Origin of the sequence: Micropruina sp. (assembly GCF_047607385.1) — a bacterium.
Lineage (GTDB): Bacteria > Actinomycetota > Actinomycetes > Propionibacteriales > Propionibacteriaceae > Micropruina.
Map to the genome: position 1 here is coordinate 1 of NZ_JASGDE010000089.1, position 23,725 is coordinate 23,725.

30 protein-coding genes are annotated in these 23,725 nt (G+C 69.5%); 6 read left to right on the plus strand and 24 right to left on the minus strand.

Annotated elements, in window-relative coordinates:
* From smc to QM582_RS08000, 6 genes are all read right to left on the minus strand, one after another.
* A partial coding sequence (gene smc, locus QM582_RS07975) for a chromosome segregation protein SMC (protein WP_415083333.1) occupies nt 1–2,467 on the minus strand: 2,467 nt, incomplete at its 3' end.
* Between the two features lie 3 nt (nt 2,468–2,470).
* Nucleotides 2,471–3,037 carry a GtrA family protein gene (locus tag QM582_RS07980; RefSeq protein ID WP_415083335.1) on the minus strand — a complete coding sequence of 189 codons (567 nt, stop codon included), beginning with the start codon at nt 3,035–3,037 and terminating at the stop codon, nt 2,471–2,473.
* A 154-nt stretch (nt 3,038–3,191) separates the two neighbouring features.
* Nucleotides 3,192–3,455 (minus strand): type II toxin-antitoxin system RelE family toxin, encoded by a 264-nt coding sequence (locus QM582_RS07985; RefSeq protein ID WP_415083337.1) that lies wholly within the window; start codon nt 3,453–3,455, stop codon nt 3,192–3,194.
* Nucleotides 3,452–3,739, minus strand: coding sequence for a ribbon-helix-helix protein, CopG family (locus QM582_RS07990; RefSeq protein WP_415083339.1), 288 nt, complete (start codon nt 3,737–3,739; stop codon nt 3,452–3,454). The genes QM582_RS07985 and QM582_RS07990 overlap by 4 nt, the downstream gene beginning before the upstream one ends.
* A 54-nt stretch (nt 3,740–3,793) precedes the next feature.
* Complete coding sequence (locus QM582_RS07995) at nt 3,794–4,333, minus strand: GNAT family N-acetyltransferase (RefSeq protein WP_415083340.1); 540 nt, start codon at nt 4,331–4,333, stop codon at nt 3,794–3,796.
* Between the two features lie 156 nt (nt 4,334–4,489).
* Nucleotides 4,490–4,999, minus strand: a complete 510-nt coding sequence (locus QM582_RS08000; protein WP_415083342.1) for a GNAT family N-acetyltransferase — start codon at nt 4,997–4,999, stop codon at nt 4,490–4,492.
* A gap of 112 nt (nt 5,000–5,111) precedes the next feature.
* On the opposite strand from QM582_RS08000, the gene QM582_RS08005 reads away from it, so the two are divergent.
* Nucleotides 5,112–5,906 carry a phosphotransferase gene (locus QM582_RS08005; RefSeq protein WP_415083343.1) on the plus strand — a complete coding sequence of 265 codons (795 nt, stop codon included), beginning with the start codon at nt 5,112–5,114 and terminating at the stop codon, nt 5,904–5,906.
* Nucleotides 5,907–6,169: 263 nt separating this feature from the next.
* Here QM582_RS08005 and QM582_RS08010 read toward each other — a convergent pair whose 3' ends face one another.
* The 6 genes from QM582_RS08010 to QM582_RS08035 all read right to left on the minus strand — a co-directional run bounded on the left by QM582_RS08010 (nt 6,170) and on the right by QM582_RS08035 (nt 9,958).
* Complete coding sequence (locus tag QM582_RS08010) at nt 6,170–6,355, minus strand: hypothetical protein (RefSeq protein ID WP_415083345.1); 186 nt, start codon at nt 6,353–6,355, stop codon at nt 6,170–6,172.
* A 214-nt stretch (nt 6,356–6,569) separates the two neighbouring features.
* Nucleotides 6,570–6,869: a type II toxin-antitoxin system prevent-host-death family antitoxin gene (locus QM582_RS08015; RefSeq protein WP_415083347.1), complete on the minus strand. Its 300-nt coding sequence runs from the start codon at nt 6,867–6,869 to the stop codon at nt 6,570–6,572.
* A gap of 90 nt (nt 6,870–6,959) precedes the next feature.
* On the minus strand, nt 6,960–7,274 hold the full coding sequence (locus tag QM582_RS08020; RefSeq protein WP_415083348.1) for a helix-turn-helix domain-containing protein: 315 nt from the start codon (nt 7,272–7,274) through the stop codon (nt 6,960–6,962).
* A 5-nt stretch (nt 7,275–7,279) separates the two neighbouring features.
* The gene (locus QM582_RS08025) at nt 7,280–7,648 is read right to left on the minus strand and encodes a type II toxin-antitoxin system RelE/ParE family toxin (RefSeq protein ID WP_415083349.1); all 369 of its coding nucleotides are present in this window, start codon (nt 7,646–7,648) and stop codon (nt 7,280–7,282) included.
* A 65-nt stretch (nt 7,649–7,713) separates the two neighbouring features.
* On the minus strand, nt 7,714–8,631 hold the full coding sequence (gene mutM / locus QM582_RS08030; RefSeq protein WP_415083351.1) for a bifunctional DNA-formamidopyrimidine glycosylase/DNA-(apurinic or apyrimidinic site) lyase: 918 nt from the start codon (nt 8,629–8,631) through the stop codon (nt 7,714–7,716).
* A gap of 52 nt (nt 8,632–8,683) precedes the next feature.
* The gene (locus QM582_RS08035; RefSeq protein WP_415083352.1) at nt 8,684–9,958 is read right to left on the minus strand and encodes an MFS transporter; all 1,275 of its coding nucleotides are present in this window, start codon (nt 9,956–9,958) and stop codon (nt 8,684–8,686) included.
* A gap of 68 nt (nt 9,959–10,026) precedes the next feature.
* On the opposite strand from QM582_RS08035, the gene QM582_RS08040 reads away from it, so the two are divergent.
* On the plus strand, nt 10,027–10,629 hold the full coding sequence (locus QM582_RS08040; RefSeq protein ID WP_415083354.1) for a TetR/AcrR family transcriptional regulator: 603 nt from the start codon (nt 10,027–10,029) through the stop codon (nt 10,627–10,629).
* Here the strand turns inward: QM582_RS08040 and rnc are convergent.
* The 6 genes from rnc to QM582_RS08070 all read right to left on the minus strand — a co-directional run bounded on the left by rnc (nt 10,605) and on the right by QM582_RS08070 (nt 13,787).
* Complete coding sequence (rnc, locus tag QM582_RS08045) at nt 10,605–11,303, minus strand: ribonuclease III (RefSeq protein WP_415083356.1); 699 nt, start codon at nt 11,301–11,303, stop codon at nt 10,605–10,607. The genes QM582_RS08040 and rnc overlap by 25 nt on opposite strands.
* Nucleotides 11,304–11,314: 11 nt before the next feature.
* Complete coding sequence (gene rpmF, locus QM582_RS08050) at nt 11,315–11,506, minus strand: 50S ribosomal protein L32 (RefSeq protein WP_415083358.1); 192 nt, start codon at nt 11,504–11,506, stop codon at nt 11,315–11,317.
* A 3-nt stretch (nt 11,507–11,509) separates the two neighbouring features.
* Entirely contained in the window at nt 11,510–12,097 is a 588-nt protein-coding gene (locus tag QM582_RS08055; protein WP_415083360.1) for a YceD family protein, read from the minus strand.
* Nucleotides 12,098–12,257: 160 nt separating this feature from the next.
* Nucleotides 12,258–12,737: a hypothetical protein gene (locus QM582_RS08060; protein WP_415083362.1), complete on the minus strand. Its 480-nt coding sequence runs from the start codon at nt 12,735–12,737 to the stop codon at nt 12,258–12,260.
* Nucleotides 12,730–13,212, minus strand: coding sequence for a pantetheine-phosphate adenylyltransferase (coaD, locus tag QM582_RS08065; RefSeq protein ID WP_415083363.1), 483 nt, complete (start codon nt 13,210–13,212; stop codon nt 12,730–12,732). The genes QM582_RS08060 and coaD overlap by 8 nt, the downstream gene beginning before the upstream one ends.
* A complete protein-coding gene (locus QM582_RS08070) occupies nt 13,209–13,787 on the minus strand; it encodes an RsmD family RNA methyltransferase (protein WP_415083365.1) in 579 nt (192 codons plus the stop codon). Before QM582_RS08070 ends, coaD begins: the two co-directional genes overlap by 4 nt.
* A 52-nt stretch (nt 13,788–13,839) precedes the next feature.
* Between QM582_RS08070 and QM582_RS08075 the strand changes: the two genes are divergently transcribed.
* Nucleotides 13,840–14,274, plus strand: coding sequence for a pyridoxamine 5'-phosphate oxidase family protein (locus tag QM582_RS08075; protein WP_415083367.1), 435 nt, complete (start codon nt 13,840–13,842; stop codon nt 14,272–14,274).
* Between the two features lie 212 nt (nt 14,275–14,486).
* On the opposite strand, the gene QM582_RS08080 is transcribed toward QM582_RS08075, so the two are convergent.
* A complete protein-coding gene (locus QM582_RS08080; RefSeq protein WP_415083369.1) occupies nt 14,487–15,437 on the minus strand; it encodes an RNase H family protein in 951 nt (316 codons plus the stop codon).
* A 159-nt stretch (nt 15,438–15,596) separates the two neighbouring features.
* Here QM582_RS08080 and QM582_RS08085 point away from each other — a divergent pair, with 159 nt between their 5' ends.
* Nucleotides 15,597–16,001: a VOC family protein gene (locus QM582_RS08085; RefSeq protein WP_415083370.1), complete on the plus strand. Its 405-nt coding sequence runs from the start codon at nt 15,597–15,599 to the stop codon at nt 15,999–16,001.
* Here QM582_RS08085 and QM582_RS08090 read toward each other — a convergent pair.
* Both QM582_RS08090 and QM582_RS08095 read right to left on the minus strand, forming a co-directional pair.
* Complete coding sequence (locus tag QM582_RS08090) at nt 15,998–18,196, minus strand: ATP-dependent DNA helicase RecG (protein ID WP_415083372.1); 2,199 nt, start codon at nt 18,194–18,196, stop codon at nt 15,998–16,000. The two genes, QM582_RS08085 and QM582_RS08090, sit on opposite strands and share 4 nt — an antisense overlap.
* Nucleotides 18,197–18,285: 89 nt before the next feature.
* A complete protein-coding gene (locus QM582_RS08095; RefSeq protein WP_415083374.1) occupies nt 18,286–18,822 on the minus strand; it encodes a hypothetical protein in 537 nt (178 codons plus the stop codon).
* A gap of 147 nt (nt 18,823–18,969) precedes the next feature.
* Between QM582_RS08095 and QM582_RS08100 the strand changes: the two genes are divergently transcribed.
* Complete coding sequence (locus QM582_RS08100; protein ID WP_415083376.1) at nt 18,970–19,212, plus strand: hypothetical protein; 243 nt, start codon at nt 18,970–18,972, stop codon at nt 19,210–19,212.
* A 74-nt stretch (nt 19,213–19,286) separates the two neighbouring features.
* Here QM582_RS08100 and rpmB read toward each other — a convergent pair whose 3' ends face one another.
* A complete protein-coding gene (rpmB, locus tag QM582_RS08105; protein ID WP_415083378.1) occupies nt 19,287–19,472 on the minus strand; it encodes a 50S ribosomal protein L28 in 186 nt (61 codons plus the stop codon).
* Nucleotides 19,473–19,564: 92 nt separating this feature from the next.
* Nucleotides 19,565–21,256, minus strand: coding sequence for a ribonuclease J (locus QM582_RS08110; RefSeq protein ID WP_415083380.1), 1,692 nt, complete (start codon nt 21,254–21,256; stop codon nt 19,565–19,567).
* A 257-nt stretch (nt 21,257–21,513) separates the two neighbouring features.
* Here QM582_RS08110 and QM582_RS08115 point away from each other — a divergent pair, with 257 nt between their 5' ends.
* Nucleotides 21,514–22,047, plus strand: coding sequence for a GNAT family N-acetyltransferase (locus QM582_RS08115; protein WP_415083382.1), 534 nt, complete (start codon nt 21,514–21,516; stop codon nt 22,045–22,047).
* Between the two features lie 234 nt (nt 22,048–22,281).
* Here QM582_RS08115 and sthA read toward each other — a convergent pair whose 3' ends face one another.
* Nucleotides 22,282–23,685 (minus strand): Si-specific NAD(P)(+) transhydrogenase, encoded by a 1,404-nt coding sequence (gene sthA, locus QM582_RS08120; RefSeq protein WP_415083384.1) that lies wholly within the window; start codon nt 23,683–23,685, stop codon nt 22,282–22,284.
* Nucleotides 23,686–23,725 lie beyond the last annotated feature (40 nt).

Consider the following 23,725-nt stretch of genomic DNA (forward strand, 5'->3'; position numbering starts at 1 on the left):
CGGCGGCGGCCGCCCGGGTCAACGAGTCGGCCCGTCCGGCCAGCGCCCGGGCCCGTTCCTCGATGGTGCGCAGCGCCAGCCGGGCCTCCATCTCGGCGCCGCGGGCGGCCCGCTCGGCCGCGCTCAGCCGGTCCCGTTCGGACGGGTCGGCCTCGGTCACCTCGGTCTGCTCCGACGCCAGTTCCAGCCGCTGCTCCAGCGCCGCCAGCGCGGACCGGTTCTGCTCACGGGTGGCCTGCGCGGTCGCGATGGACGCCCCCAGCCGCTCGGCTTCGGCCTGCGCCGCCCGGGTGGTCTGGCTGAGCGTCGCCAGTTCCTCGGCCAGCGCGGCGTGTTCGGCGTCCGACTCGTGCAGCCGGGCCAGCGCCGCCTCGGCCCGCTCGCGGGCCTGGGTCAGTTCGGCGTCGGCCTGGGCCAGCGCGAACCGGGCCCGTTCCAGGTCGGCCTGGACGGACGCCAGCCGGGCTTCGGCCTCATCCACCGCGGCCTGCACCTCGATCAGCGACGGCTTCGCCGACGATCCGCCGGCGGCGAACCACTGGCTGAGCACGTCGCCGTCGCGGGTGACCGCGGTGACGTCCGGCAGTTCGGCGACCAGCACCCGGGCGGCGGTCAGGTCGTCCACCACCGCCACCGTGCGCAACAGCCGCGACAGTGCCGGACGAACCGCTTCGGCGCACTCGACGACGTCGATCGCCCACGCGATGCCGTCCGGCAGCGTCGGCCAGGGTCGTTCGTCGGGTTCGGACGCCCCGCCCAGCAGCAGCCCGGCGCGTCCCAGGTCCTCGGCCTTCAGGTGTCCGAAGGCGCCCACCGCGGCGTCCAGGCCATCGACCGCGACGGCGTCCGCCGCCGAGCCGAGGGCGGCCGAGATGGCCGTCTCGTAGCCGGGCCGGACGCCGATCAGCGTCGCCACCGAGCCGAGCAGCCCGCCGACCGCGTCGCCAGCGGCCATCAGCGCCGCGGAGGCGTCCTTGCGTTCCAGGCCGAGCGCCAGCGCATCGAGCCGGGCGGCCAGGGTGGCCCGCTCGGTCTGCGCCTTCGCCTCGGCCTGCCGGATCTCGGCCAGCCCGGCCTCGATCCGCTCCACCTCGGCGGCGGCCGACTCGTAGGCGGCGTCCAGTCCGGATTCGCCGTCGCTGACCCCGGCGATCCGGGTCTCCAGCGCGGCGAAGGAGCGGGTCGCGGCAGCGGCCCGGGCCAGCGCGTCGTCCCGGGCGGCGGTGAGTCGCTCGATCTCGGCGCCGGCGGCCTCGGTGCGGCTGCGCAGCGTGTTGACCTCGCCGGTCAGCCGGGCCAGGCCCTCACGCCGGTCGGCGATCGCCCGCAGCTGGGCGGCATAGCTGCGTTCGGCCTGCTCGTGGGCCGCCTCGGTCTGCTTGAGCGCGGCGGTGGCGTCGGTGAGCGCCTGGGCGGCCTGCGCCACCTCGACGTTGAGCGCCTCCTCGGCCTTGCGCATCTCGGCGGCCTCGCGCTCGATCAGCTCGGGGTCGCGGCCGGGCCGGTCGCCGTCGCCGGCCGATTCGGCGTTGCGGACCCGTTCGCCGGCGATGGTCATCGTGGACGCCAGCCGCTCCCGCAGCCCGGCCAGCCCGTACCAGGTCTCCTGGGCGGCGTTGAGCCGGGGCAGGGCGTCGCGGGCGGTGATCTCGGCGTCCGCCTCGGCCTCGCGGGCGGCGTTCAGGGCCGCTTCGACGGAGGCCCGGCGGGCTTTCAGATCGGCCTCGACGGCCAGGTCGGATTCCAGCGCCAAGGTGGCCATGATGTAGTCGTCGGCGACCAGCCGGGCCTTGGCGTCGCGCAGCTCGGCCTGGATCACCGCCGCCTTGCGGGCCACCTCGGCCTGGCGTCCGAGCGGCTTCAACTGGCGCCGGATCTCGGCCAGCAGGTCGGTCAGCCGGTTCAGGTTGGTGCCGGTCGCCTCCAGCTTGCGCAGCGCCTTCTCCTTGCGCTTGCGGTGCTTCAGGACGCCGGCGGCCTCCTCGATGAAGCCGCGGCGGATCTCGGGGGTGGCCTGCAGGATCGAGTCCAGCTGGCCCTGCCCGACGATGACGTGCATCTCGCGTCCGATGCCGGAGTCGGAGAGCAGTTCCTGGACGTCCAGCAGTCGCGCGGTGTTGCCGTTGATCCGGTACTCGGAACCGCCGGAGCGGAACATCGTCCGGCTGATCGTCACCTCGGTGTACTCGATCGGCAGCGCGCCGTCGGTGTTGTCGATGGTGAGGGTCACCTCGGCCCGGCCCAGCGGGGCACGTCCGGAGGTGCCGGCGAAGATGACGTCCTCCATCTTGCCGCCGCGCAGCGATTTGGCGCCCTGCTCGCCCATCACCCAGCTGAGCGCGTCGACCACGTTCGACTTGCCCGAGCCGTTGGGTCCGACCACACAGGTGATGCCGGGCTCGAAAGCCAGCGTGGTGGTGGACGCGAACGACTTGAAGCCGCGCAGGGTCAGTGACTTCAGATGCATGGGTTACCGGATGCCGGTGGGGGTCTCGGCCTCGGCGTGCCGGCGCCGGACGTGCCGGAACGTCCACAGCTTGTTGACCAGGAAGTTGATCGGCGTGGTGATCACGATGGTGAGCAGCTGGGACCAGTACTCGCGGGACTGCAGCCCGGCGTTCTCGTGGAACCAGGGCTCGGGCAGGTAGATCGGCGAGGTCGGGTTGGTGAAGCCGATCTTGATGAAGATGCCGACCAGCGCGGCCGCGCTGCCCACCGCCAGGAACGGCAGGAACTCCTTCAGCCAGGGCGCCTTCTGCCCCTGCCGGAAGGTCCAGTGCCGGTTCAACTGGAAGTTGAACAGGTTCGCCACCAGGAAGCCGACGATCCAGACCAGGATGGTGAACCGGAAGTTGAACGGCGTGCCCGGGATGCTGAACAGGACGTTCTGGGCGTTGACGGTGCCGCCGTTGAGCTTGTTCATCACGACGGCCACCACCATGTTGACCGCCACGCCGGCGCCGCCCACGGCACCGAACTTCAAGAACTGCCGGCCGACGTAGGCGTAACGGCGGAGGAACGAGCCGGCAGATGTCACCAGGGCACTTTATATGGCCGGGCCGCGGGGACGGCGCTGGCACGACGGGCAGCGCAACGAGTCGCGCCAGGATCGTGACGCCGACTACCCGCGGAACCTCCCTGCCCTCCTGGCCCCGAGGATGTGCGACCGGATCGCGGCGCCATTGTGTCGACTATCCGTAGACCTCGTCGCGCTTGCCCACGTCGAGGGCGAGGATCACCAGCTCGCGGTCCCGGATGTCGCAAATCACGCGATAGTCGCCGACCCGATACCTCCACAGGCCCGCCAGTCCCGCGGTGAGGCCCTTGCCCCTGCTGCGCGGATCGTCCAGCGACGCCACCATGCGGAGCGCGTCGCGAATGCGACGCGCCACCTGCGGATCGGCCTTGCGGAGCCACTCCGCCGCCTCCGGCGACAGAGCTACCCGCCAGCTCACTCGATGTCATCCAGGATGCGCGGGTCGACGACGACATCGTCCAGACCCAGCTCACGCTCAACCTCATTGAGGGACACGGCCTCCGCCCGGCCCGCGCGCAGGTCTGCCGCACGAGCCGCGATTCGCTGCTCCCACTCCAGCTTCGCCAAGTCGCGCTCGATCACTTCGCGGACGACATCGCCCTGGCTACGCCGGGTGGCGCGCGCCAGCGCTTCGATGCGCCGGCGAAGATCCTCCGGAAGGCGGACCGAGATGGGTCGTCCAAGCGGTGCCGTTGAGCTCATGTATGCATTGTAGACAATGCATACATGCGGGCGACTCAGGCGACCTTACTCAAGTCACGCTCGACCAGGACTCAGGCGGATGCCGGTCGCCTCGTATTCACGCTGGAGCAGGCCGTAGATCGCACTGTCGTGGAAGACGCCGTCGTCTTCCCACGAGCACGCTCGCCGCGTCCCTTCGTGGACGAATCCGACGCGCTCGAGAAGCCGGGCCGACGGATGGTTGTCAGCAATGACGAGCGCCTCGATGCGGTTGAGATTCATCGTGGTGAAGGCGAACTCCAGGATGCCGCGGACGGCCTCGGTGGCGAGCCCTCGGCCCCAGTGATCGCGATGCAGGTTGAACTCGATCTCGGCGCTGCGGTGGTATCGATCCCAACGACCGAGCCCGAACAGGCCGATGGCGCGGGGGTCGTCGGGCTGCGCCAACACCCAGTAGATGCCCTCGCCGGCGACGAACTCCGCCCGCAGCCGCTCGATCAACTCCGTCGCCTCCGCAGGATCCCGCAACGGTGCGTCGTTATAGCGCTGCGCGTCCGCGTCACTGCGGAACACGAAGAGGTCACCCGCGTCCGCCGGGTCGAGTTCGCGCAGCACCGTCCGCGGCCCGCGCAGCGTGGGAAACTCCGGCAGCGGTGGGTGCGGCGACTGGGCTATCGAGTCCATCTCGACCGTTCCTTGCCGTGTCGGAACAGCGGGACTTGGCGGCGAAACATGGGGGTCATCCTCGCACGCGGCTCCGCAGCTGATGATTCAGAGGTCGAGAAGGTAGCGGCTGAGGACGACGGGCGATCCATCGGCGTGCGTATCTGTGGAGGACGCGAAGCGTCGGACGTAGCGGAAGCCGCACCTCTCCGCCACCCGCACCGACCCGACGTTCTCCAGCTCGACGCGAATCGCGGCACGGCGTCCGATGTCCTGCTCGCGCAAGCGCTGGCAGACCGCCAGCACCGCCTCGGAAGCGACGCCCGAACCCCGCGCCCAGGGATGAACGGCGTAGGAGAGGTTCACATCGCCCAGCTCGAGCCCGTCCGCATTGTCAGGGTCGAAATCGACGTATCCCGCAAGTCGCCCGTCACGCCATACGCCGAGACCGCGCTTGCCGCGACCAGCCATCGCATTCTCTGCCAGAACATCGAAGTAGGCGCGGGTGCCGTCGACCGTGCCGTAACCACCGGTGAGCCAGCGGACGGTCTCCGCGTCCTCACCGGCACAGTGGGCTTCGGCGTCCCGATGAGTGAGCGGACGCAGTTCGACGGTCACCCCGCCATGCTACGGAAACGTCGATTCGGTGATCACGCAAAGTCGGGAACTGAGCGCAACACTCCGCACCGCTCGGACGGTGCACGCTCGTCGATCCACGTAGCCTGCTGCCATGCCTGTCGTGCCGCCGACGCCGCCTCCTGGCGACGTTCTACGAGCGTTCGGTGCGAGCGGGCATCTCGTACTTCTCGACGGGGGGCGCGGACTCACCTGGCGAGCCGGGGGCCTGGTGCTGCGCCCCACGGACGATGAGCAAGAGACCGTCTGGACGTCGGAGGTGCTCTCGACGCTGGCCCCGAACGCAGAGTTCACGGCTCCGAAACCGGTCGCCACCCGGGACGGAGCCTGGGTGCAGGGTGGCTGGCATGCGATGGAGTGGCTACCGGGCAGGGCCGATGAACGTCGCGTCGACGACGTGATCCGCGCCGGACAGGCGTTTCACGAGGCTGTTTCCGCAGTACCGCGTCCCGAGTTCCTTGACCAAGCGCGCGATGCGTGGAGCGTCGCCGATCGGATCGCCTGGGGCGAGCACGCTCCACCGGCGGATGCGTTCCTGCAAGATCTCGTCAGCGAATGCCGGGAAATAGAGGCCCCGAGCCAACTCATCCACGGTGACTTGCTCGGGAATGTGCTGTTTGCCAACGGGCACCCGCCAACGGTCATCGACTGGGCGCCGTACTGGAGGCCGGCCGGCCTTGGCCTGGCTATCGCGGTCGTGGACGCGGCATGCTGGCACGAACTCCCGTTCACCGCATTATCCGACGACCACCGCGTGGCGCAATGGCGCGAGTTCCTGCTGCGAGCATTGGCGTTCCGCGTCGCCACGCTGCACCTCTTCAGCGGCTGGGATGACGAAGGCCTCACCCGGCACGCTCCGATCGCCGAAGCGATCGCTCGTCTCGCCTGAGAGGTCCCCGCGGGCGCGTCTCGGGGACATACTCGGCAACGACGGTGGTCTCAGAGTTGACTGCGATTGGATCGCACCCAAAGGGAGAGGATCGTTCACTGATCCTGCACGCCCAGTGGCCCGTCTTCGTGCTGGACGCCGCCCCGCCTCACGGAGTTGGTTGCGGTGACCCTGCACCGTGCGCGTGCTTGCTCCCGGGTGCCTGCCGATCCGCTCCGCGTTCCACGGCGGATGCAGGCGCGGCACGGCGAGCAGGCGCTCGTTTAGGTCGTCGCTTGCCTCGTCATTACCTCGTCATCCTGGGGTGATTCGTGGACCCGGCGCTCGCACTCATCCGGCGTTCGCGTGATGACGGCAAGCCTGTCATCAATGAACGGCGCGGCGTCGATCCTGGGGTCCTGCGGGACCTGAAAGGCCCCGGGCACAAACCAGGCGATCAGTTCGTCCACGCGACTCATTGTCGGTAGCAGTTATCAAGCATCTCTTGATAACTGCTTCCAGTTGCAACTCGCCGATCTGGAACAGCGTCTGCAGATGCTCACTCTCCATCTGTGCCGAGACTCCATACAACTCGGCCACCGTCTGCCGAGTCACCCAGATGTTCTCATCCTCGTTGCTCGGCTTCGACCGCTCCACCGTCGTCGCCCGTGGCAGCAACGCAGGTCAGATACTCCGCTGCCGACGACTATGTGCGGGGTGACGGCGGACCTGATTGACCGCGATGTGCAACGGGCCGGACCCCTGGTTCTCGAAGGACGGGCAAGTCGATGCTCGGATCCTGGCTCCTCCAGAGACGGTCCCCATCAACTCCTGACTGCCGGAGAGCCGGTCGAACTCCGTCGCGGTCAGCAGAACGTGCGAGGGGCGGCCGTGATCGGTGATCGTGACCGGCCCCTGCTCGGCGGCACGCTTGGCCGCGGAGACGTCACGGTTGAAGTCGCGGCTGGTGATGGTCGTACCCACGGAGCACCCCGGATCGCCGATGAGTATGCCTACAGTAGGCCCAGTATCAAGGCGGTTCACACATTGAAGTTGGTGGCCGACCGGTCGGGATCAGCCGACCTGGATGCGCTCGTCGCCCATCACGTACTCGACGGCAAGGCCACCGCCGACGGCCTCAAGATACCTGCGGATCGTGCCAACCTTGGCGCTGTCGAGATCTCCACGCTCGATCTTCGAGACTTGCCGCTGCCCGACGCCGATACGCTCGGCCAACTGCGCCTGGGTGAGGCCGGCGTGCTCGCGCAGCTCGCGAAGGCGGTAGGCCCGCACCTCGGCGAGCATCCGCTCCTTGTGTGCGTCGATCTCCGCCCGGTCCGCGGCGTCGACGGGCTGCTTGGCCAGGTACTCCTCGTAGCTCAGCGCCATCTCGATCACTCTCCTCTCAAGTCTCTGCCGGTCCTCAGTCTGTGTAGGTGGTCGTCGAACAGGTCATCGGCCACGGGGATGTTCTTCTTGTACCACCGCCCCCAGTTCCCGGCCTTGTCACCAGCCACCAGCATGATCGCCCGGCGCTCAGGGTCGAAGGCGAATAGGATCCTGAGTTCGCTGCGGCCCGACGATCCCGGCCTGAGCTCCTTCATGTTCCGGTGCCTGGACGCGGTCAACGAGTCCACCAGCGGACGGCCCAGCTGCGGACCGAACTCACGCAGCACCTCAATGGCCGCCATCACCTGCTTCCACGACGCCCTGTCGAGCGCGTTGAGCCAGTCCTCGATCAGACCGACGTCCACGCTCCACATACCGTGAATTTAGACCTTGCAAGGTCTATATGCAACGCTCAGGGCAGAGCCCCAAGCCCGACAGATCATCGTTTCCGCTGGCAGGACGGGCAGCGGAACGAGGATCGGTTCATGAACGGCTCACGTTTGATCGGACGTCCGCAGCGCAGGCAGGGCAGGCCCTCGCGTCCGTAGGAGGCCAGTGCCCGCTCAAAGTAGCCGGAACTACCGTTGACGTTGACGTAGAGGGCGTCGAACGAGGTGCCGCCCTGCTCGAGCGCCTCGGCCATCACGTCGCGGGCGTGGCCGAGCAGTTCGCGCACCTTGGCGGCGGTGAGGGTGTCGGCCGGACGGTCGTAGTGCAGCCGTGCTCGCCACAGCGCCTCGTCGGCGTAGATGTTGCCGATGCCGGAGACCACCGTCTGGTCGAGCAGCACCCGCTTGACGGCGCTGCGTTTGCCGCGGATCTTCCGCACCGCGGCGGCCAGGTCGAAGGCGGGGTCGAACGGGTCGCGTCCGATGTGGGCGAGTTCGGCGGGCAGCTCGGCCCCGCCCGGGCTGAGCGACAGGCCGCCGAACATCCGCTGGTCGATGAAGCGGAGTTGGCCGGCGCCGGTCGAGCCTGTCGAGACATCCCCCGTTCCGTCGGCCGCCGGATCGGGTTCGACTAGCTCAGCCAACGGGTCACCCGACTGACCCAGGTCGAACAGCACCCGGGTGTTGGGCAGCAGCGGCGCGTCCGGGGCGTCCAGCCGGAACTGTCCGCTCATCCCCAGGTGCGCCAGCAGCGCGTCGCCGTCCTCGAACGGCAGCCAGAGGTACTTGCCGCGCCGCCGGGGCTCGGCGAAGGTGCGGCCGGTCAGGGTCGCCGCGAAGTCGTCCGGGCCACCGGGGTGCCGGCGCACCGGACGCGGGTGCAGCACGCGGACGCCGTCGATGCGGCGTCCGGTGACGATGCCGGCCAGGCCGGTCCGGACGGTTTCGACCTCGGGTAGTTCGGGCACCCGGCGATTCTGCCAGCCGGCACCGCCGGCGTCCTGTCCCGCGTCCCCGGGGTCAGGGCGCCAGCGGGACCGGCTCCGGCTGCTCGGACGCCGACCGCTTCGACGGGCTGTCGAACCGGGCCCGGCTCAGCATCAGCACCGCCGCGACCACCATGGCCAGGCCGAGCCAGTACGGCGCCCCGTGAGCCACGCTGGCATAGAGCACACCGGCCAGCACCGGCGCGATCACGTTGACGCCGGTGTTGAGCGATTGCATGACGCCGGCGATCCAGCCCTGCTCGTCGTCGCCGGCCTGGATCGACAGCACGCCGTCCATCGCCGCGGTCGCGGGACCCTGCCCGGCACCGAGCGCGAGGGTGCCGACGATCAGCAGCCAGGGCTGGGCGAACAGCGAGGCGAGCACGGCCAGCGCGAGCACACCGAGCGCCTGGGTGATCACGCCGGCGAGGATGACCCCGCGTTCGCCGATCCGAGGCAGCAACAGTTGCATCAGGCCGCCCTGGATGGCGATGTCGAGCACCCCGATGGCGGCGGTCAGCAGGCCGATCTCGGTCGCGCTCCAGCCGATCTCGTCGATCGCCAGCACGCTGAAGTTGTTCGCGAACATCGAGAACGGCACGCCGACCAGGATCATCGCGACCAGCAGCCCACGCAGGTTGGGCCGCGCGAACGCGGTCCGGAACACCTGCACCGGGTGCAGCTCCTCGAGTTGCAGGGTGGCGGTCCGGTTCTCCGGCTTCAGGCTCTCCGGCAGCAGCAGGAAGCTCAGGATGGCGACCAGCAGCGCGATGCCGGCGGTGACGAAGACCGGCAGGTCGACGTCCACCGCGGCGAGCAGCCCGCCCAGCGCCGGGCCGACCATGAAGCCGATGCCGGACAGCGCACCGAGCAGCCCGAAGCGCTTGGCCCGCTGCTCGGCCGGGGTGATGTCGGCGGCGTAGGCGAACAGCGCCGGCATGTCGCCGGCGGTGACGCCCTGGATGATCCGGCCCGCGAGCAGCACCCAGATCGAGCCGCCGATCCCGAAGGTGGCGAAGCCGACCGCGGCACCGAAGGCGGCCAGCACGATCACCGGGCGGCGTCCGAACCGGTCGGACAGGCCGCCGAACAGCGGCGCGACCAGGAAGGCGCAGAGTGCGTTGACGGTCTCCAGGACGCCGACCCAGACCGCCAGCTGGGACTGGTCGGGGACATAGCGGGCGACGACGAACGGCAGCACCGGCAGGACGACGGTCATCCCGACGACGTTGAGCATGGTGATGGCGATGAGCATGGTCCAGGCGTGACGTGCGTTGCGCGGCTGGACGCCCGAGTTGGATGAAGTCACACCAGAACTGTACTCATACCAGTTTCGATGTCAACACAGTTTCGGACCGGTACCGCTAAGCTGGCCGAGTGGTAACGAATCAGCCCCTGGGCCGGCGGGAACGGAAGAAGGCGGCGACGCGCAAGGCGATCTCGAACGCGGCGACCCTGCTCTTCCTGGAACGCGGCTTCGACAACGTCAGCATCCGCGAGGTCGCCGAGCGCGCGGACGTCTCGCCGACGACCGTCTTCGCGCACTTCCCACAGAAGGAGGCGCTGGTCTTCGACGAGGACGACGAGCAGCGCGAACTGCTGATCGCGGCGGTCCGGGACCGTCCGGCCGGCACCTCGATCTCGGACGCGTTGCTGGCCTACTACCGGGGCGAGCTGACCCCCGAGCACGACGTGGACGGGGCGCTGCGCCGCGAGTTCATGGCGTTCATCGACCGGACGCCGGCGCTGGCCGACTACGCCGCCCGGATGTGGGTGCGGTACGAAGATTCGCTGGCCGCGGTGATCGCCGAGGAGTTCGGGCTGGCCGAGCCGAGCGACGAGATCCGCGCCTATGCCCGGTTCGTGCTGCAGATCCAGCTGCTGGTGAGTTCCAGTCCGAGGCCGTTGGACACCCTGGCGGCCGCCTTCGGCATCCTCGACAAGGGCTGGGAGAACTACCTCGCGGAACTGGCCGGCTGAGCGCTGAGCGCTTCGAAGGCCGCCTTGGCCGCGCCCTGTTCGGCCTGCTTCTTGGAGCGGCCGGGCGCCGGCGGATAGCTGTCGTCGCCGATCACCGCGACGGCCTGGAAGCGCTTGTCGTGGTCGGGTCCGGATTCGGTGACCGCGTAGACCGGTGCACCCAGCTCGCGCAGCGCACAGAGCTCCTGGAGGCTGGTCTTCCAGTCCAGGCCGGCGCCGAGGCTGTTGGCGACCTCGACCAGCGGGTCGAACAGGGTGTGCACGAAGGCGTCGGCGGCGTCCCGGCCCGCGGAGAGGAACAGGGCGCCCAGCAGCGCCTCGAAGGCGTCGGCGAGGATGGAGGACTTGTCGGCTCCACCGGTGGCCAGTTCGCCCTTGCCGAGCCGGATCAGCGGGCCCAACTCGAGGCCGCGAGCGACATCGGCGAGCGCATGCGCGTTGACCACGGCGGCGCGCAGCTTCGCCAGCCGTCCCTCGGGAAGGTCGGGGAAGCGCAGATAGAGGTGCTCGGTGATCACCACACCGAGCACGGAGTCGCCGAGGAACTCCAGCCGCTCGTTGTGCGGGATCGCGCCGTTCTCGTAGGAGTAGCTGCGGTGCACCAGGGCAAGCTCGAAGAGCTGGGGATCGATCGTGATCCCCAGCTCGGCGAGAACGTCATGGATGCGGCACATCGCCGCAGGTGTCAGGGCTCGAGGATCTGACGCCGGGCGGCACGGGGGCCGTACTGGCCGCACTCCTGGCACGCGGTGTGCGGCAGGTGCTTGGCCCGGCAGGCCGCGTTGGCGCAGGTGACCAGGGTGGGCACGGACGCCTTCCACTGGGAACGGCGGTGCCGGGTGTTGCTCCGGGACATCTTCCGCTTGGGAACGGCCACGGCTCACTCCTTGCTTCCGGCCTGCTGAGAGGCCTCGTCTTCGTCGTCAGGGTTCGCCGTCCAGCTCGACAGATCGGCCCAGCGGGGGTCGATCCGGTCGTCGTGCCGGTGACCGGGATCGGCGTTCAGGTTGGCCCCGCAGTCGGGACACAAGCCTGCGCAGTCCGGCCGGCACAGTGGCGTGTACGGCAGGTCGAGCACCACCGTGTCCCGGAGCAGGGGTTCGAGGTCGAGCAGTTCGTCCTCGAGGCGGCTGGCCTCGTCGTCGTCGAGTTCCTTGTCGGGATAGAGGTACAACTCCTGGAGGTCGATCTCCTCGGTGAAGGCGATCGATTCCAGGCAGCGTCCGCACTGCCCCGTCAACGTAACCTCGGCGGCTCCGGTGACCAGCACCCCCTCCACCACCGACTCGAGGCGAACCTCGATATCGACGGGGGATCCGGGTGGTACCCCGATCACGTCCGTGCCCACACCGTCGGGAGCCTCGGCGATCCGCTGGATCTCCTTCATGGCGCCCACGCGTCGGCCCAGCTCGTGGGTATCGATGACGAGACCGGAGCGGGGATTCAACTGGCGATGTGACATGGTCATGACCGAGGGGCAACTTTACCGGGCGCCTCTCTCCGGCGCCAATCGGCGGTGCCGCGTCCCCACCCTCCCACTCCACCGCTCGCCTAACTATTTCGGGCTCGCCGAGTTCGGCGAGCCCGAAATAGTTAGGCGAGCGGTGGAGTGGGAACAGGGAAGGTGGTCAGGAGGTGGCCGCGTCGTCGTCCAGCCCGGAGCGGGAGGCCAGCCTGGCCCGCATGGTCTGGATCTGGCTGAGCGTCTTCTGCAGGCCGGCCTCCATGGCGGCGATCCGGCCGTCCACGTAGACGTCGGCCTCACGGCGCAGCGCGTCGGCTTCGGCAGCGGCCTGCTGCTCCACCTGCTCGGCCCGACGTTGCGCGGCCTGCAGCACCGCGCTGGACTCGACCAGTTGCTCCGCCTGCTGCTGGGCTGCCCGGACGACGTCCGCAGCCTCCTGCTTGGCCCGCTCCAGCACCGGCGGGCTGGCCTCGGCGGCCTGCCGGGCGGCGTCCAGTTCCTCGGTCAGCGCGGCCCGGACGGCCGTGACCAGGCCCAGCGCCTCGGACCGGTTGATCATGCAGGACGCCGACATCGGCACCGCCTTGCCCTGCTCGATCATCCGCTGCAGCGCGTCCAACCGCTCCGCGGTCGATTCAGCCATGCGTGGTGTTCCTCTTCTGTTCGATGCGTTCGGCGACCAGCGGCGGCACGAAGGCGCCGACGTCGCCGCCCAGCGAGGCGACCTCGCGGACCATGGTGGACGACAGCGTGCCCCACTGCGCCGAGGCCGGCAGCAGCACCGTCTCCAGGCCGGTGAGCGACTGGTTGATGTGCGCCATCTGCAGCTCGAAGTCGAAGTCGGAGGCGAATCGGAGACCCTTCACCACGACCTGCGCGCCCTGGTTGCGGCAGAAGTCGACCAGCAGCCCGGACAGCACCTCGACCCGGGCACCGGGCAGGTCCGCGATCGCGGCCCGGACCAGTTCGAGGCGTTCGTCGGTGTCGAACAGGTACTTCTTGGCCGAGTTCCGGCCGACCGCGACGATCACCTCGTCGAACAGCGCACCGGCCCTCCGGATCACGTCCAGGTGGCCATGGGTGATCGGATCGAACGATCCGGGGCAGACGGCCCTCATCCGTCACCTTCCGTCGCGAAGAACAGGGTCGTCTCACCGTAGCGACGTTCCCAGCGATCCCCCAACCGGTCCGGCCAGGCGAACCGCTCCCCCCGGCTGGCCCGCTCCACCACCACGACGGACGCCGACGCCAGCCAGCCCTCGGCGAGGCGTCTGAGCACGGCCTCCACCGCCTGGTTCGGCAGCCGATAGGGCGGGTCGAGCCAGCACAGGTCGAACGGGCTGGGCGGCCCGGCCAGGTACTTCTCGACACCGGCCGCCACCACCCGGACGGCGAGCCCGGTATCCCGGACGTTGCGCCGGATCACCTCGGCTGCCCTGCGGTCCTGCTCCACCGCGACCACGGACGCCGCCCCGCGGCTGGCCGCCTCCAGCGCCACCGCGCCGGAGCCCGCGTAGAGGTCCAGGAAGGAACGGCCGGCGAGCATCGCGGCGGCGTCCCCGCTGCGGCCCAGCTCGGAGGCCAGCGCCCCGAAGGCCGCCTCGCGGACCCGGTCGGAGGTCGGCCGGGTGCCGTCGCCGGGCGGGGTGGCCAGCCGATGACCCTTCCGGCTACCGGCGATGATCCGCGACATGGCGTTGACGGTAGCCCATCCCGGCCCGGCGCGCGGAGTGGGACAATCGAGCATGGCTACCTCCACCCCGATCGAACGGCTGACCGAAACCGAGGCCTGGCGGCTGCTGGGCGGTGCCGCGGTCGGCCGGCTCGCCACCGTGATCAACCGGCAACCCGACATCTTCCCGGTCAACTTCGTCACCGACGGCACCTCGGTGGTGTTCCGCACCGCCGAGGGCTCCAAGCTGCTGCAGCTGACCGTCAACGCCCGGGTGGCCTTCCAGGCCGACGACTGGGACGACATCACCGGCTGGAGCGTGGTGGTGAAGGGCACCGCCGAGGAGGTCACCGACCCGGCCGACCTGGATCGGGTCGAGTCGCTGCCGCTGCGTCCCTGGGTGGCCACGGTGAAGACGCACTTCGTCCGGATCGCGGTCGACGAGATCGAGGGACGCCGGTTCGTCTTCGGCGACGAGCCCGAAGCGGAGATCGACACCTCGGCCTGAGTCTCGCCGCCGACGAGACGGCCCGTTCCACGTCTTGTGCCAGCCACCGGTAGGCATCGTGGCGCCCGGACCGCTGACCGATCGCGCGATCGGCGACTGCTGACAGGTTGTGTCACTGCTTTCGGCATATTTCCCGAAGGCAGTGACATGAGCCGAAAGCTGTGGTCGATCGCGCGATCGGCGACTGCCGACAAGCGGCACGGCCGGGTCGGTCAGGGTTCGGCGGTGCCCTGGTGGAATCGCTGCCGCCAGTCGCCGTCCTGCCGCACCCACAGCGAGCTGCGCAGCGCCGACCCGTCCGAGCCGATGGAACGCCACAGCAGCAGGATCGTGGCGGCGTCCAGACGGTCGACGGAGACCACCTCGAGATCGACGGGGGCCGGCAGCGGCACGATCGTGGCGAGCAGGTCGGCCCTGGTCCAGAGTCGCCCGGAGCGTCCGATCTCGCACCAGTCGGGGTGCAGCAGGGCGGCGACCGAGGCCGGGTCGGAACGCACCTCGTCGCTGAGCAGAGCGCGCTCCAGGCCGATCACCCGGTCGGTGTCGGTCGGCTCGGGTTCGGCCAGATCGGCCATCGCCGAGAACAGGTCCTCGGGCTGATCGGACGCCGCCGGCGCGGCGGCCGGCGATTCACTCTGCGCCGGGCGGGCAGCAGCGGTTTTCCGTGGCGCGGCAACGACCTTCGCCGCGACGGAAGCGGTGTCTCCCATGCCTGGGCCGGCGTCCGGGCTGCGGCCCTGGCTGAACGCCACGGCGGCGGCGTTGGCGAGCCGGTCGGCCTCCTCGTTCAACGGATGCCCGGCATGCCCCTTCACCCATTCGAACCGCACCCGGCGTCCAGCGAGCGCGGCGTCGAGTTCCTTCATGATCTCCACGTTGAGCACCGGCTTGCCGTCGCCCTTGCGCCAGCCCTTGCGCTTCCAGTTCGGCATCCACTTGGTCAGCGAGTTGATCACGTACATCGAGTCGCAGTAGACCAGAAGGTCGTCGTCGACGCCCGCGGTCTGCCGGAGCAGGTCGAGCACGGCGGTCAGCTCACCCATGTTGTTGGTGCCGTGCGGCCAGCCTCCGCTGGCCCAGCGATCGGGGTCGATGTACCAGGCCCAACCGGCCGGTCCGGGGTTGCCAAGCGCGGAGCCGTCCGCCGCTGCGATCAAAGTCACCGGGTCATCGTGCCAGAGCAGGATGGACAACTACGGGCAGAGCGGTCCCCCGATGGCCTCAGACGTTGGCATTCAGGACAGCCGGTCGCCGTTGGCCAGTTCTCCCTGACTCGGGCTCGCGCGCAGCTGCTTGCGGGCTGGTGCCGGTAGCTTGGCCCCATGCAAGGCCCTGTTCATCACATCGAGTTGTGGACGAACGATCTCCGCGGCGTTGCTGGTTCCTTCGATTGGCTGTTGTCATGTCTGGGATGGGTGGGCGAGCGTGACCCGGACTGGCCCCAGGGCCTGATTTGGCGCCACGACTCGGGCGTCTACCTGGTCTTGGAGGAGTCCTCGGACGTGGTCGACGAGGCGCACGATCGACTGCGTCCTGGCTTGAACCACTTGGCGTTGCGGGTATCCGATCGTGGTCGGCTGGACTGGTTGCGTTCGGAGTCACCACGTCATGGCTGGCGGGAACTGTTCGCCGATCGATATCCACATGCCGGTGGGGAGCGGCATGTGGCGCTGTTCTTGGAGAACGTCCAAGGGTTCGAGATAGAGCTCGTGGCTGGGGGCAGCTAACTGAGCTCCAGGTAGTCCCCCGCCATCAGCTGTTCGGTGGCCACCACCGCGTCGACGAAGCCGGGAGTGGTGCGGTCGGGGTCGCGCTGCACCGCGTCGGCGGCGATCTGCTTGGCCTGGGCGATCACCTCGGCATGCTCCAGCACCCGCAGCAACCGCAGGCTGGACCGCGACCCGGACTGCTCCGCGCCCAGCACGTCGCCCTCGCGGCGCTGCTGCAGGTCGAGTTCGGCCAGCTCGAAGCCGTCGTTGGTGGCGGCCACCGCCTCCAAGCGTTCCCGGATGCTCTCCTCCACCAGCGCGGACGAGATCAGCAGGCACACCCCGGGGTGGTCGCCACGCCCGATCCGGCCGCGCAGCTGGTGCAGCTGCGAGATGCCGAACCGTTCCGCGTCCCAGATCACCATCATGGTGGCGTTGGGCACGTCGACACCCACCTCGATGACCGTGGTGGCGACCAGCACGTCCAACTCGCCGGCGGCGAAGGCGGCCATGGTGGCCTCCTTGGCGTCGGACGCCAGTTGCCCGTGCAGCACCCCCACCCGGACGCCGGACAGCGGCCCGCTGCTGAGCCGTTCGGCCAGTTCGACCACCCCGACGCCCTCGTCGCTGGAGTTGATCCGGGGCACCACCACGAACGCCTGCCTGCCCTGCGCCACCTCCTCGGCGACCCGCTGCCAGGCCCGCTCCACCCAGGCCGGACGCAGTGCGGCGTCCACCACGACGGTGCCGACCACCTGGCGTCCGGCGGGCAGTTCGGCGAGCGTCGAGACGTCCAGATCGCCGAAGACGGTCATCGCCACCGACCGTGGGATCGGGGTCGCGGTCAGCACCAGCACGTGCGGCCGGGCGGACGCCTTGTCGGTCAGCGCACCCCGCTGTTCGACCCCGAAGCGGTGTTGCTCGTCGATCACGATGAAGCCCAGATCGGCGAATTGCACCTTGTCGTTGAGCAGTGCGTGGGTGCCGACCACGATCCCAGCCTCACCGGACGCCGCCCGCAGCAGCGCGGACTTCTTGGCCGCCGCCGGCATCGAGCCGGTGAGCAGCACGACGTCGGTGGCCGCGTCCGGGGAACCGAGCAGCCGGCCACCGGCCAGATCGCCCATCAGCGCACGGATGGTCGCGTAGTGCTGCTGGGCCAGCACCTCGGTGGGGGCCAGCAGCGCGCACTGTCCCCCGGCGTCGACCACGGCCAGCATGGCGCGCAGCGCCACCACCGTCTTGCCCGAACCCACCTCACCCTGCAGCAGCCGTTGCATCGGCCGGGCCCGGTCGAGTTCGGCGAACAGGACCTCGCAGACCGCCTGCTGGCCCTCGGTGAGCGCGAACGGCAGCCGGTCGTCCAGCGCGTCCAGCAGCCCGCCGGGCACCGCTCGGCGCCGGATCGCCGTGTGGGTGGCGACGTCGGCCCGCCGGTACGCCATGGTCAGTTGGGTGGCGAACGCCTCGTCGAACAGCAGCCGTTGTGCGCCGGCTTCGGCCTCGGCCAGCGTGTGCGGCTGGTGGACGGCGGCGAAGGCGTCCGCCTGGCGCATCACGTCGGCGGCGTCCAGCACCCAGTCGGGCCACGGATCGTCGCCGCTGAGCGTGGCCAGCGCCAGCCGGCAGCATTCGGCGACCTTCCAGGTGGGCAGCTTCGCGGTCGCCGGGTACATGCCGACCAGGCCCGAACTGCTCATCGTGGCCAGCCGTTGCTTCTCCTCCGACGAGCCGACGATGGAGCCGTTGGCATCCAGCATGACGAACTCGGGATGGGTGAGCTGCAGCTGGTCGCGGAACCGGCCCACCTTGCCGACGAAGATGCCGCGGACGCCCTTGCCGAGCTCTCGTTCCCAGTAGTCGACCAGGTGGTCGCGGCCGAAGAAGGTGACGGCCAGGTAGCCGTGCCCGTCGGTCAGGGTCACCTCGAGCCGGCTCGGACGCCCGCCGCGCCGCTGGCCCGGCCCGTGCCCCACGCCCCGGATCACGTTGGTGCGGCTCACCCGGGCCATCACCGCCACGTGCTCGCCCTCTTCCAGGGTGGCCAGGTCGGTGAGCTCGGTGCCGGAGAGGTAGCGCCGCGGCAGATGCCGCAGCAGGTCGCCGACGGTGTGCACCCGCAGCTTCTCGAACTCCTTGGCGGTGCGGGCGCCGAGCACTTCGGCCACCGGAATGTGCAGCTCGCGATACGCCTGCGTCCGCCACATCACCATGGCCCGAAGCCTAACCGGAGCCCCGGACAGAATCGGACGGGCGTCCGGCCTGGCCCTCGACCGAGTGCCAGCGCCGGCCTGCCCCGGTGTCAGCGGGCTTGAGCGGCCGCCTCCTGGATCGTCTCGGCGACCCGATCGGCGCCGTACATGCGGGCCTTCACCACCCGTTCGCCGACCGTCATCGCGACGATCCGGGTGAGCACACCGGGCTGCACCTCGACGGCGGCGATGGCGCCCAACGGCACCGAGAGATCGAGGGTGCCGGACTGCACCGCACGGTTGAGCGCATTGGCCCGGAAGTCGACGCTGCGGTCGGTGAGGGTCAGGGTTCCGCCCACCCACAGCCCGCCGTAATAGCCGCGGAAGGCCTCGATCACCGGCTCAACGCGCGACACCGGCGCCTGGGCCGCGGCCAGGCTCGGATCCAGGTCGAGTCGGGCGTCCTCGACCAACAGGTTGGCCACCTTGCGCAGCACGACCCGCGGTTCGGGGAGGGCCACGTCATCGACCCAGAACGCCCAGCCGGGCGGGGCCGGCGGCCAGGACGGGTCCGGACGCCAGTCGGCGCTGGGCTGCCAGCCGGACGGCGGCGCCGGCCATCCAGGCGGCGGGTTGAAGCGCATCATCGACGACCTGTTCGTGCGGCGGGCATGTCGTTCATGGTGCCCGACGGCGGGTCGAAGCGAGATCCCGGCGTCCGGGACGACGAAGGGCGGCCGGATCCGCAAGCCGCCGGCAGCCACCCACGACGGCGCTGCTCTAGGCTCGTCCCCATGGCCATCACGCGCGACCAACTGATCGAGATCCTCGCCGAGGCGGACCCGGTCGGGCTGATCGCCAGCGGTGCCCCACGCGACGAATACGCGTCCGAAGCCGAAGCGATCCTGGCGCTGCGCGGCGTGCCGAGGCTGACCGAGGTCACCGGCATCTTCGGGGTGAGCTTCGGCGACCCCGGTGCCTGCACCCGGGACACCGCCCGCTGGATCCTCGACGAGATGGCCCGTCGAGCCGGCTGAGTCGCGCCGGCGGACCGGCGTCCGGGGAAAGCAAAAGGACCCGCCGGAGCGGGTCCTCAAGCGCGCCGGTCAGGTCAGCGGGAGACCTTGCCGGACTTCAGGCACGAAGTGCAGACGTTCAGCCGCTTCGGGGCGCCGGCCACCACAGCGCGGACGCGCTGGATGTTCGGGTTCCACCGACGGTTGGTCTTCTTCTTCGACCAGGGCACGTTGTGGCCAAAGCCTGGGCCCTTGGCGCAGATGTCACACACGGCAGCCACTGGTAACTCCTTGATTGCTTGGGAAATAGGCCCCGCGATGAGGGCCTCGTCAACGATACCCGAGAGGCCGCCGCAGCACCTAATCGCGGGGATCAGGCGGCCACCACGACCGGCAGGATCATCGGACGCCGCCGGTAGGTGTTGTTCACCCAGCGTCCCACCGTGCGGCGCACCACCTGCTGCAGGTTGCGGATGTCCTCCGAGCCGTCCGCCATGGCGTCCTCGACCGCCTTGGCGATCTGACCCCTGATCTCGTCGAAGACCGAGTCGTCCTCGACGAAGCCGCGGGCATGGATGTCCGGGCCGCTGACCAGGCTCATCGAGTGCAGGTTGACCACCACGACGACGCTGATGAACCCGTCCGCGCCGAGAATCTTGCGGTCGCTCAGCTCGGCGTCGCCGATGTTCCCGACCGTGGAGCCGTCCACGAAGATGTAGCCGCAGTCGAGCTTGCCGACCACCCGGGCCTTGCCGTTGGACAGGTCGACCACGCCGCCGTCCTCGACCACGATCGCCCGCCGCCGCGGCACCCCGGTGGCCACCGCCAGGTCGGCGTTGGCGATCAGGTGCCGGATCTCGCCGTGCACCGGCATCACGTTGGCCGGCTGGATCAGGTTGTAGCAGTACAGCAACTCCCCCGCCGACGCGTGCCCGGATACGTGCACCAGCGCGTTGCCCTTGTGCACCACGGTGACCCCGTTGCGGGACAGGCCGTTGATCACCCGGTAGACCGAGTTCTCGTTGCCGGGGATCAGCGAGGACGCCAGCAGCACCACGTCGCCCGGACCCGCCTGCACCACCGGATGCTCGTGGTTGGAGATCCGGGACAGCGCCGACAGCGGCTCGCCCTGCGACCCGGTGGAGATCATCACCACCTTGTCGTCGGGGTAGTTCTCCAGCTGCTTGAGCTCGATCAGGGTGTCGGCGGGCACCTTCAGGTAGCCGAGTTCCTGGGCGACGGTCATATTGCGCACCATCGAGCGGCCGATGTAGACCACCTTGCGGCCGTGCCGGACGGCGGCGTCCATCACCTGCTGGACGCGGTGCACGTGGGAGGCGAAGCAGGCCACGATCAGCTTCTGCTTGGCCGACGAGAACACCCGCTCCATGGCCGGCTCAATGTCGCGCTCGTGGGTGGTGAAGCCGGGGGTCTCGGCGTTGGTGGAGTCGGCCATGAACAGGTCGACGCCCTCTTCGCCGAGCCGGGCGAAGCCGCGCAGGTCGGTGAGCCGGCGGTCCAGCGGCAGCTGGTCCATCTTGAAGTCGCCGGTGTGCAGCACCAGCCCGGCCGGCGTCCGGATGGCGATCGCCAGCGCGTCCGGGATGGAGTGGTTGACGGCCAGGAACTCCAGGTCGAACTCGCCGATCTTGATCCGGGTCTCCTCGGTCACCACCCGCAGGTCGACGTCGCGCAGCCGGTGCTCGCGGAGCTTCTCGCGCAGCAGCGCCAGGGTCAGCCGGGAGCCGATCACCGGGATGTCGGGCCGCTGCCGCAGCAGGTAGGGCACGGCACCGATGTGGTCCTCGTGACCGTGGGTCAGCACCAGGGCCTGGATGTCATCCAGCCGCTCTTCGAGCAGATGCAGCCCGGGCAGGATCAGGTCGACGCCGGGATGGTCGTCGGAGGGGAACAGGACGCCGCAGTCGACCAACAGCAGCTGACCGTTCATTTCGAAGCTGGTGCTGTTCCGGCCGACATCGCCGAGACCCCCGAGGGGGATGACTCGCAACGTGTCCCGGGCCAGCTTGGGGGGTGTCTTCAGGGACTCACGCACGTCGGACACCCTACCGTCGCAGGGCAGGGATCGGCTGACGGCACCCTGAGCGTGCGACGACCGGGCGGCATTTGCCCTACTCACCGAACCTCTCAGCCTCGATCCACCGATCTGCACCTACTGCGCGACCCCAGCCGGGCGCACTGGCGTCGCCGGCCCCGCTCACCGTACGACCCGGCACACTTTCGCGTCCCCGGCTCGCCATTGCACCCATCTGGCGCCGCTCGCTACGCAGCCCTCGGCGGATCGAGGCTTAGGCTGAGCCCGTGATCGCCGACTCCGTCCGTCTCGCCCTGCCCGCCGAGGCCGGGCAAATCGCCGCGATCCAGCGCCGGGCCTGGACCCAGCAGTTTCCCGCCGAGGTGGCCGAGTCGGTGCTGGCCAGCGTCGACCTGGCGACCATGACCGAGTCCTGGCAGGCGGCGATCCTGCGTCCACCGCTGGCCCAGTTCCGGGTGCTGGTCGCGGTCGCCGACGACCGGCTGGTCGGCTTCGCCGTGGTCGGGCCGAGCGACGACGCGGACGCCGAACCGGGCGAGGACGGCACGGTCGCCGAGTTCGCCGTCGACCCCGCCGCCCAGCGCTCCGGTCACGGCTCGCGGTTGCTGAACGCCTGCGTCGACACCCTGCGCGCGGACGGCTTCCAGCGAGCCACCTGGTGGGTGCGCTCCACCGACGACGCACTGCGCCGCTTCCTGATCGAAGCCGGCTGGGGCGCCGACGGCGGCCACCAGGAGATCGGCGCCGACGACGACACCCGGGTCAAGCTGGTCCGGTTGCACACCGACATCTCTGCCTGAACCCTGATCGACGGCCGCCAGGTCTGTGGCCGCGGTCGAGTTGGCGGGCAAACATCGACCTCGAACCGAATTCTCGTGGTTATGACCGCGGTGACGACGCCGGGTTCGAGCTCGAACCGAATTCTTGTTGAAATGACTCGTGTAGACATCTGGCCATATCAACCAAAAAGCGGTTCGAGCTGCAATCGCTCCCGGCGACCGCCGCCATAACCACCAGAAACTGGTTCGAGTGGGTCAGGCGACCTCGAACCGGCTCAGCGCCCGGAGCTTGTTGGTGGCGTCCAGTGCGGCCACCTTGTAGGCCTCCGACAAGGTCGGATAGTTGAAGACGGTGTCGACCAGGTAGTCCACGGTGCCGCCGCAGCCCATCACGGCTTGGCCGATGTGCACCAGGTCGGTGGCGCCGGTGCCGAAGACGTGGACGCCGAGCAGGGTGCGGTCGACGCTGTGCACCAGCAGTTTCAGCATGCCGTAGGAATCACCGACGATCTGACCGCGGGCCAGCTCCCGGTAACGGGACAACCCGGTCTCGTAGGGCACCGATTCGCCGGTCAGTTCGTCCTCGCTCTTCCCGACGTAGGAGATTTCGGGAATGGTGTAGATGCCGATCGGCTGCAGCGGGGTGATGGCGCCGGGCTTCTCCCCCATCGCGTGCATCGCGGCCAGCCGGCCCTGCTCCATCGACGTCGCGGCCAGCGCCGGGAAGCCGATCACATCGCCGACGGCGTAGATGTGCGGCTGGGAGGTGCGGAAGTGCTCGTCGACGCTGATCCGGCCGCGCCGGTCGGCCTCCAACCCGGCGTTCTCCAGCGCCAGCGCCGCGGTGGCGCCCTGGCGTCCGGCCGAGTACATCACCGTCTCGGCGGGGATCCGCTTGCCGCTGCTCAGCGTGGTGATGGTGCCGTGCGGGCTGCGCTCCACCCGCTCGACGGTCTCGCCGAACCGGAAGGTGACCGACAGGTCGCGCAGGTGGAACCGCAGCGATTCGACGATCTCGGCGTCGCAGAAGTCGAGCATCGAGGGCCGCGAGTCCACCACGGTGACCCGGGTGCCGAGCGCGGCGAACATGGACGCGTACTCGATGCCGATCACCCCGGCGCCGACCACCACCATGGTTCCCGGCACATGCTGCAGGTCGAGGATGCCGTCGGAGTCGACCACGTTGACGTCGTCGAATTCGACGTTGCTGGGCCGGGCCGGCTCGGTGCCGGGTGCCAGCACGATGCGGTGCGCACTGACCCGGTGATGGTCAACACCCTCGATCTTCATGGTGTGCGGGTCGATGAACGAGGCGTCCCCGCTGTACAGCGAGACGTGGTTGCGCAGCAGCTGGTTGCGCACCACCTGGGTTTCGCGTCCGATCACGTGCTGGGTGCGGGCGGTCAGATCGGCGATGGTGATCTCATCCTTCACCCGGTACGAGGCCCCGTACATCTCGCGCTGGTGCATGCCGGTCAGGTACAGGACGGCCTCGCGCAACGTCTTGGACGGGATGGTGCCGGTGTTGATGCACACCCCGCCGAGCATCTGCCGACGGTCGACGATGGCCACCCGGTGCCCGAGCTTCGCCGCCGCGATCGCGGCCCGATGGCCGCCCGGGCCGCTGCCGACCACCAACAGGTCGTAGTCGTACTTCATCGCCCCTCCGTCCGTGCGGCTGCGGCGATTATCCGCCCGG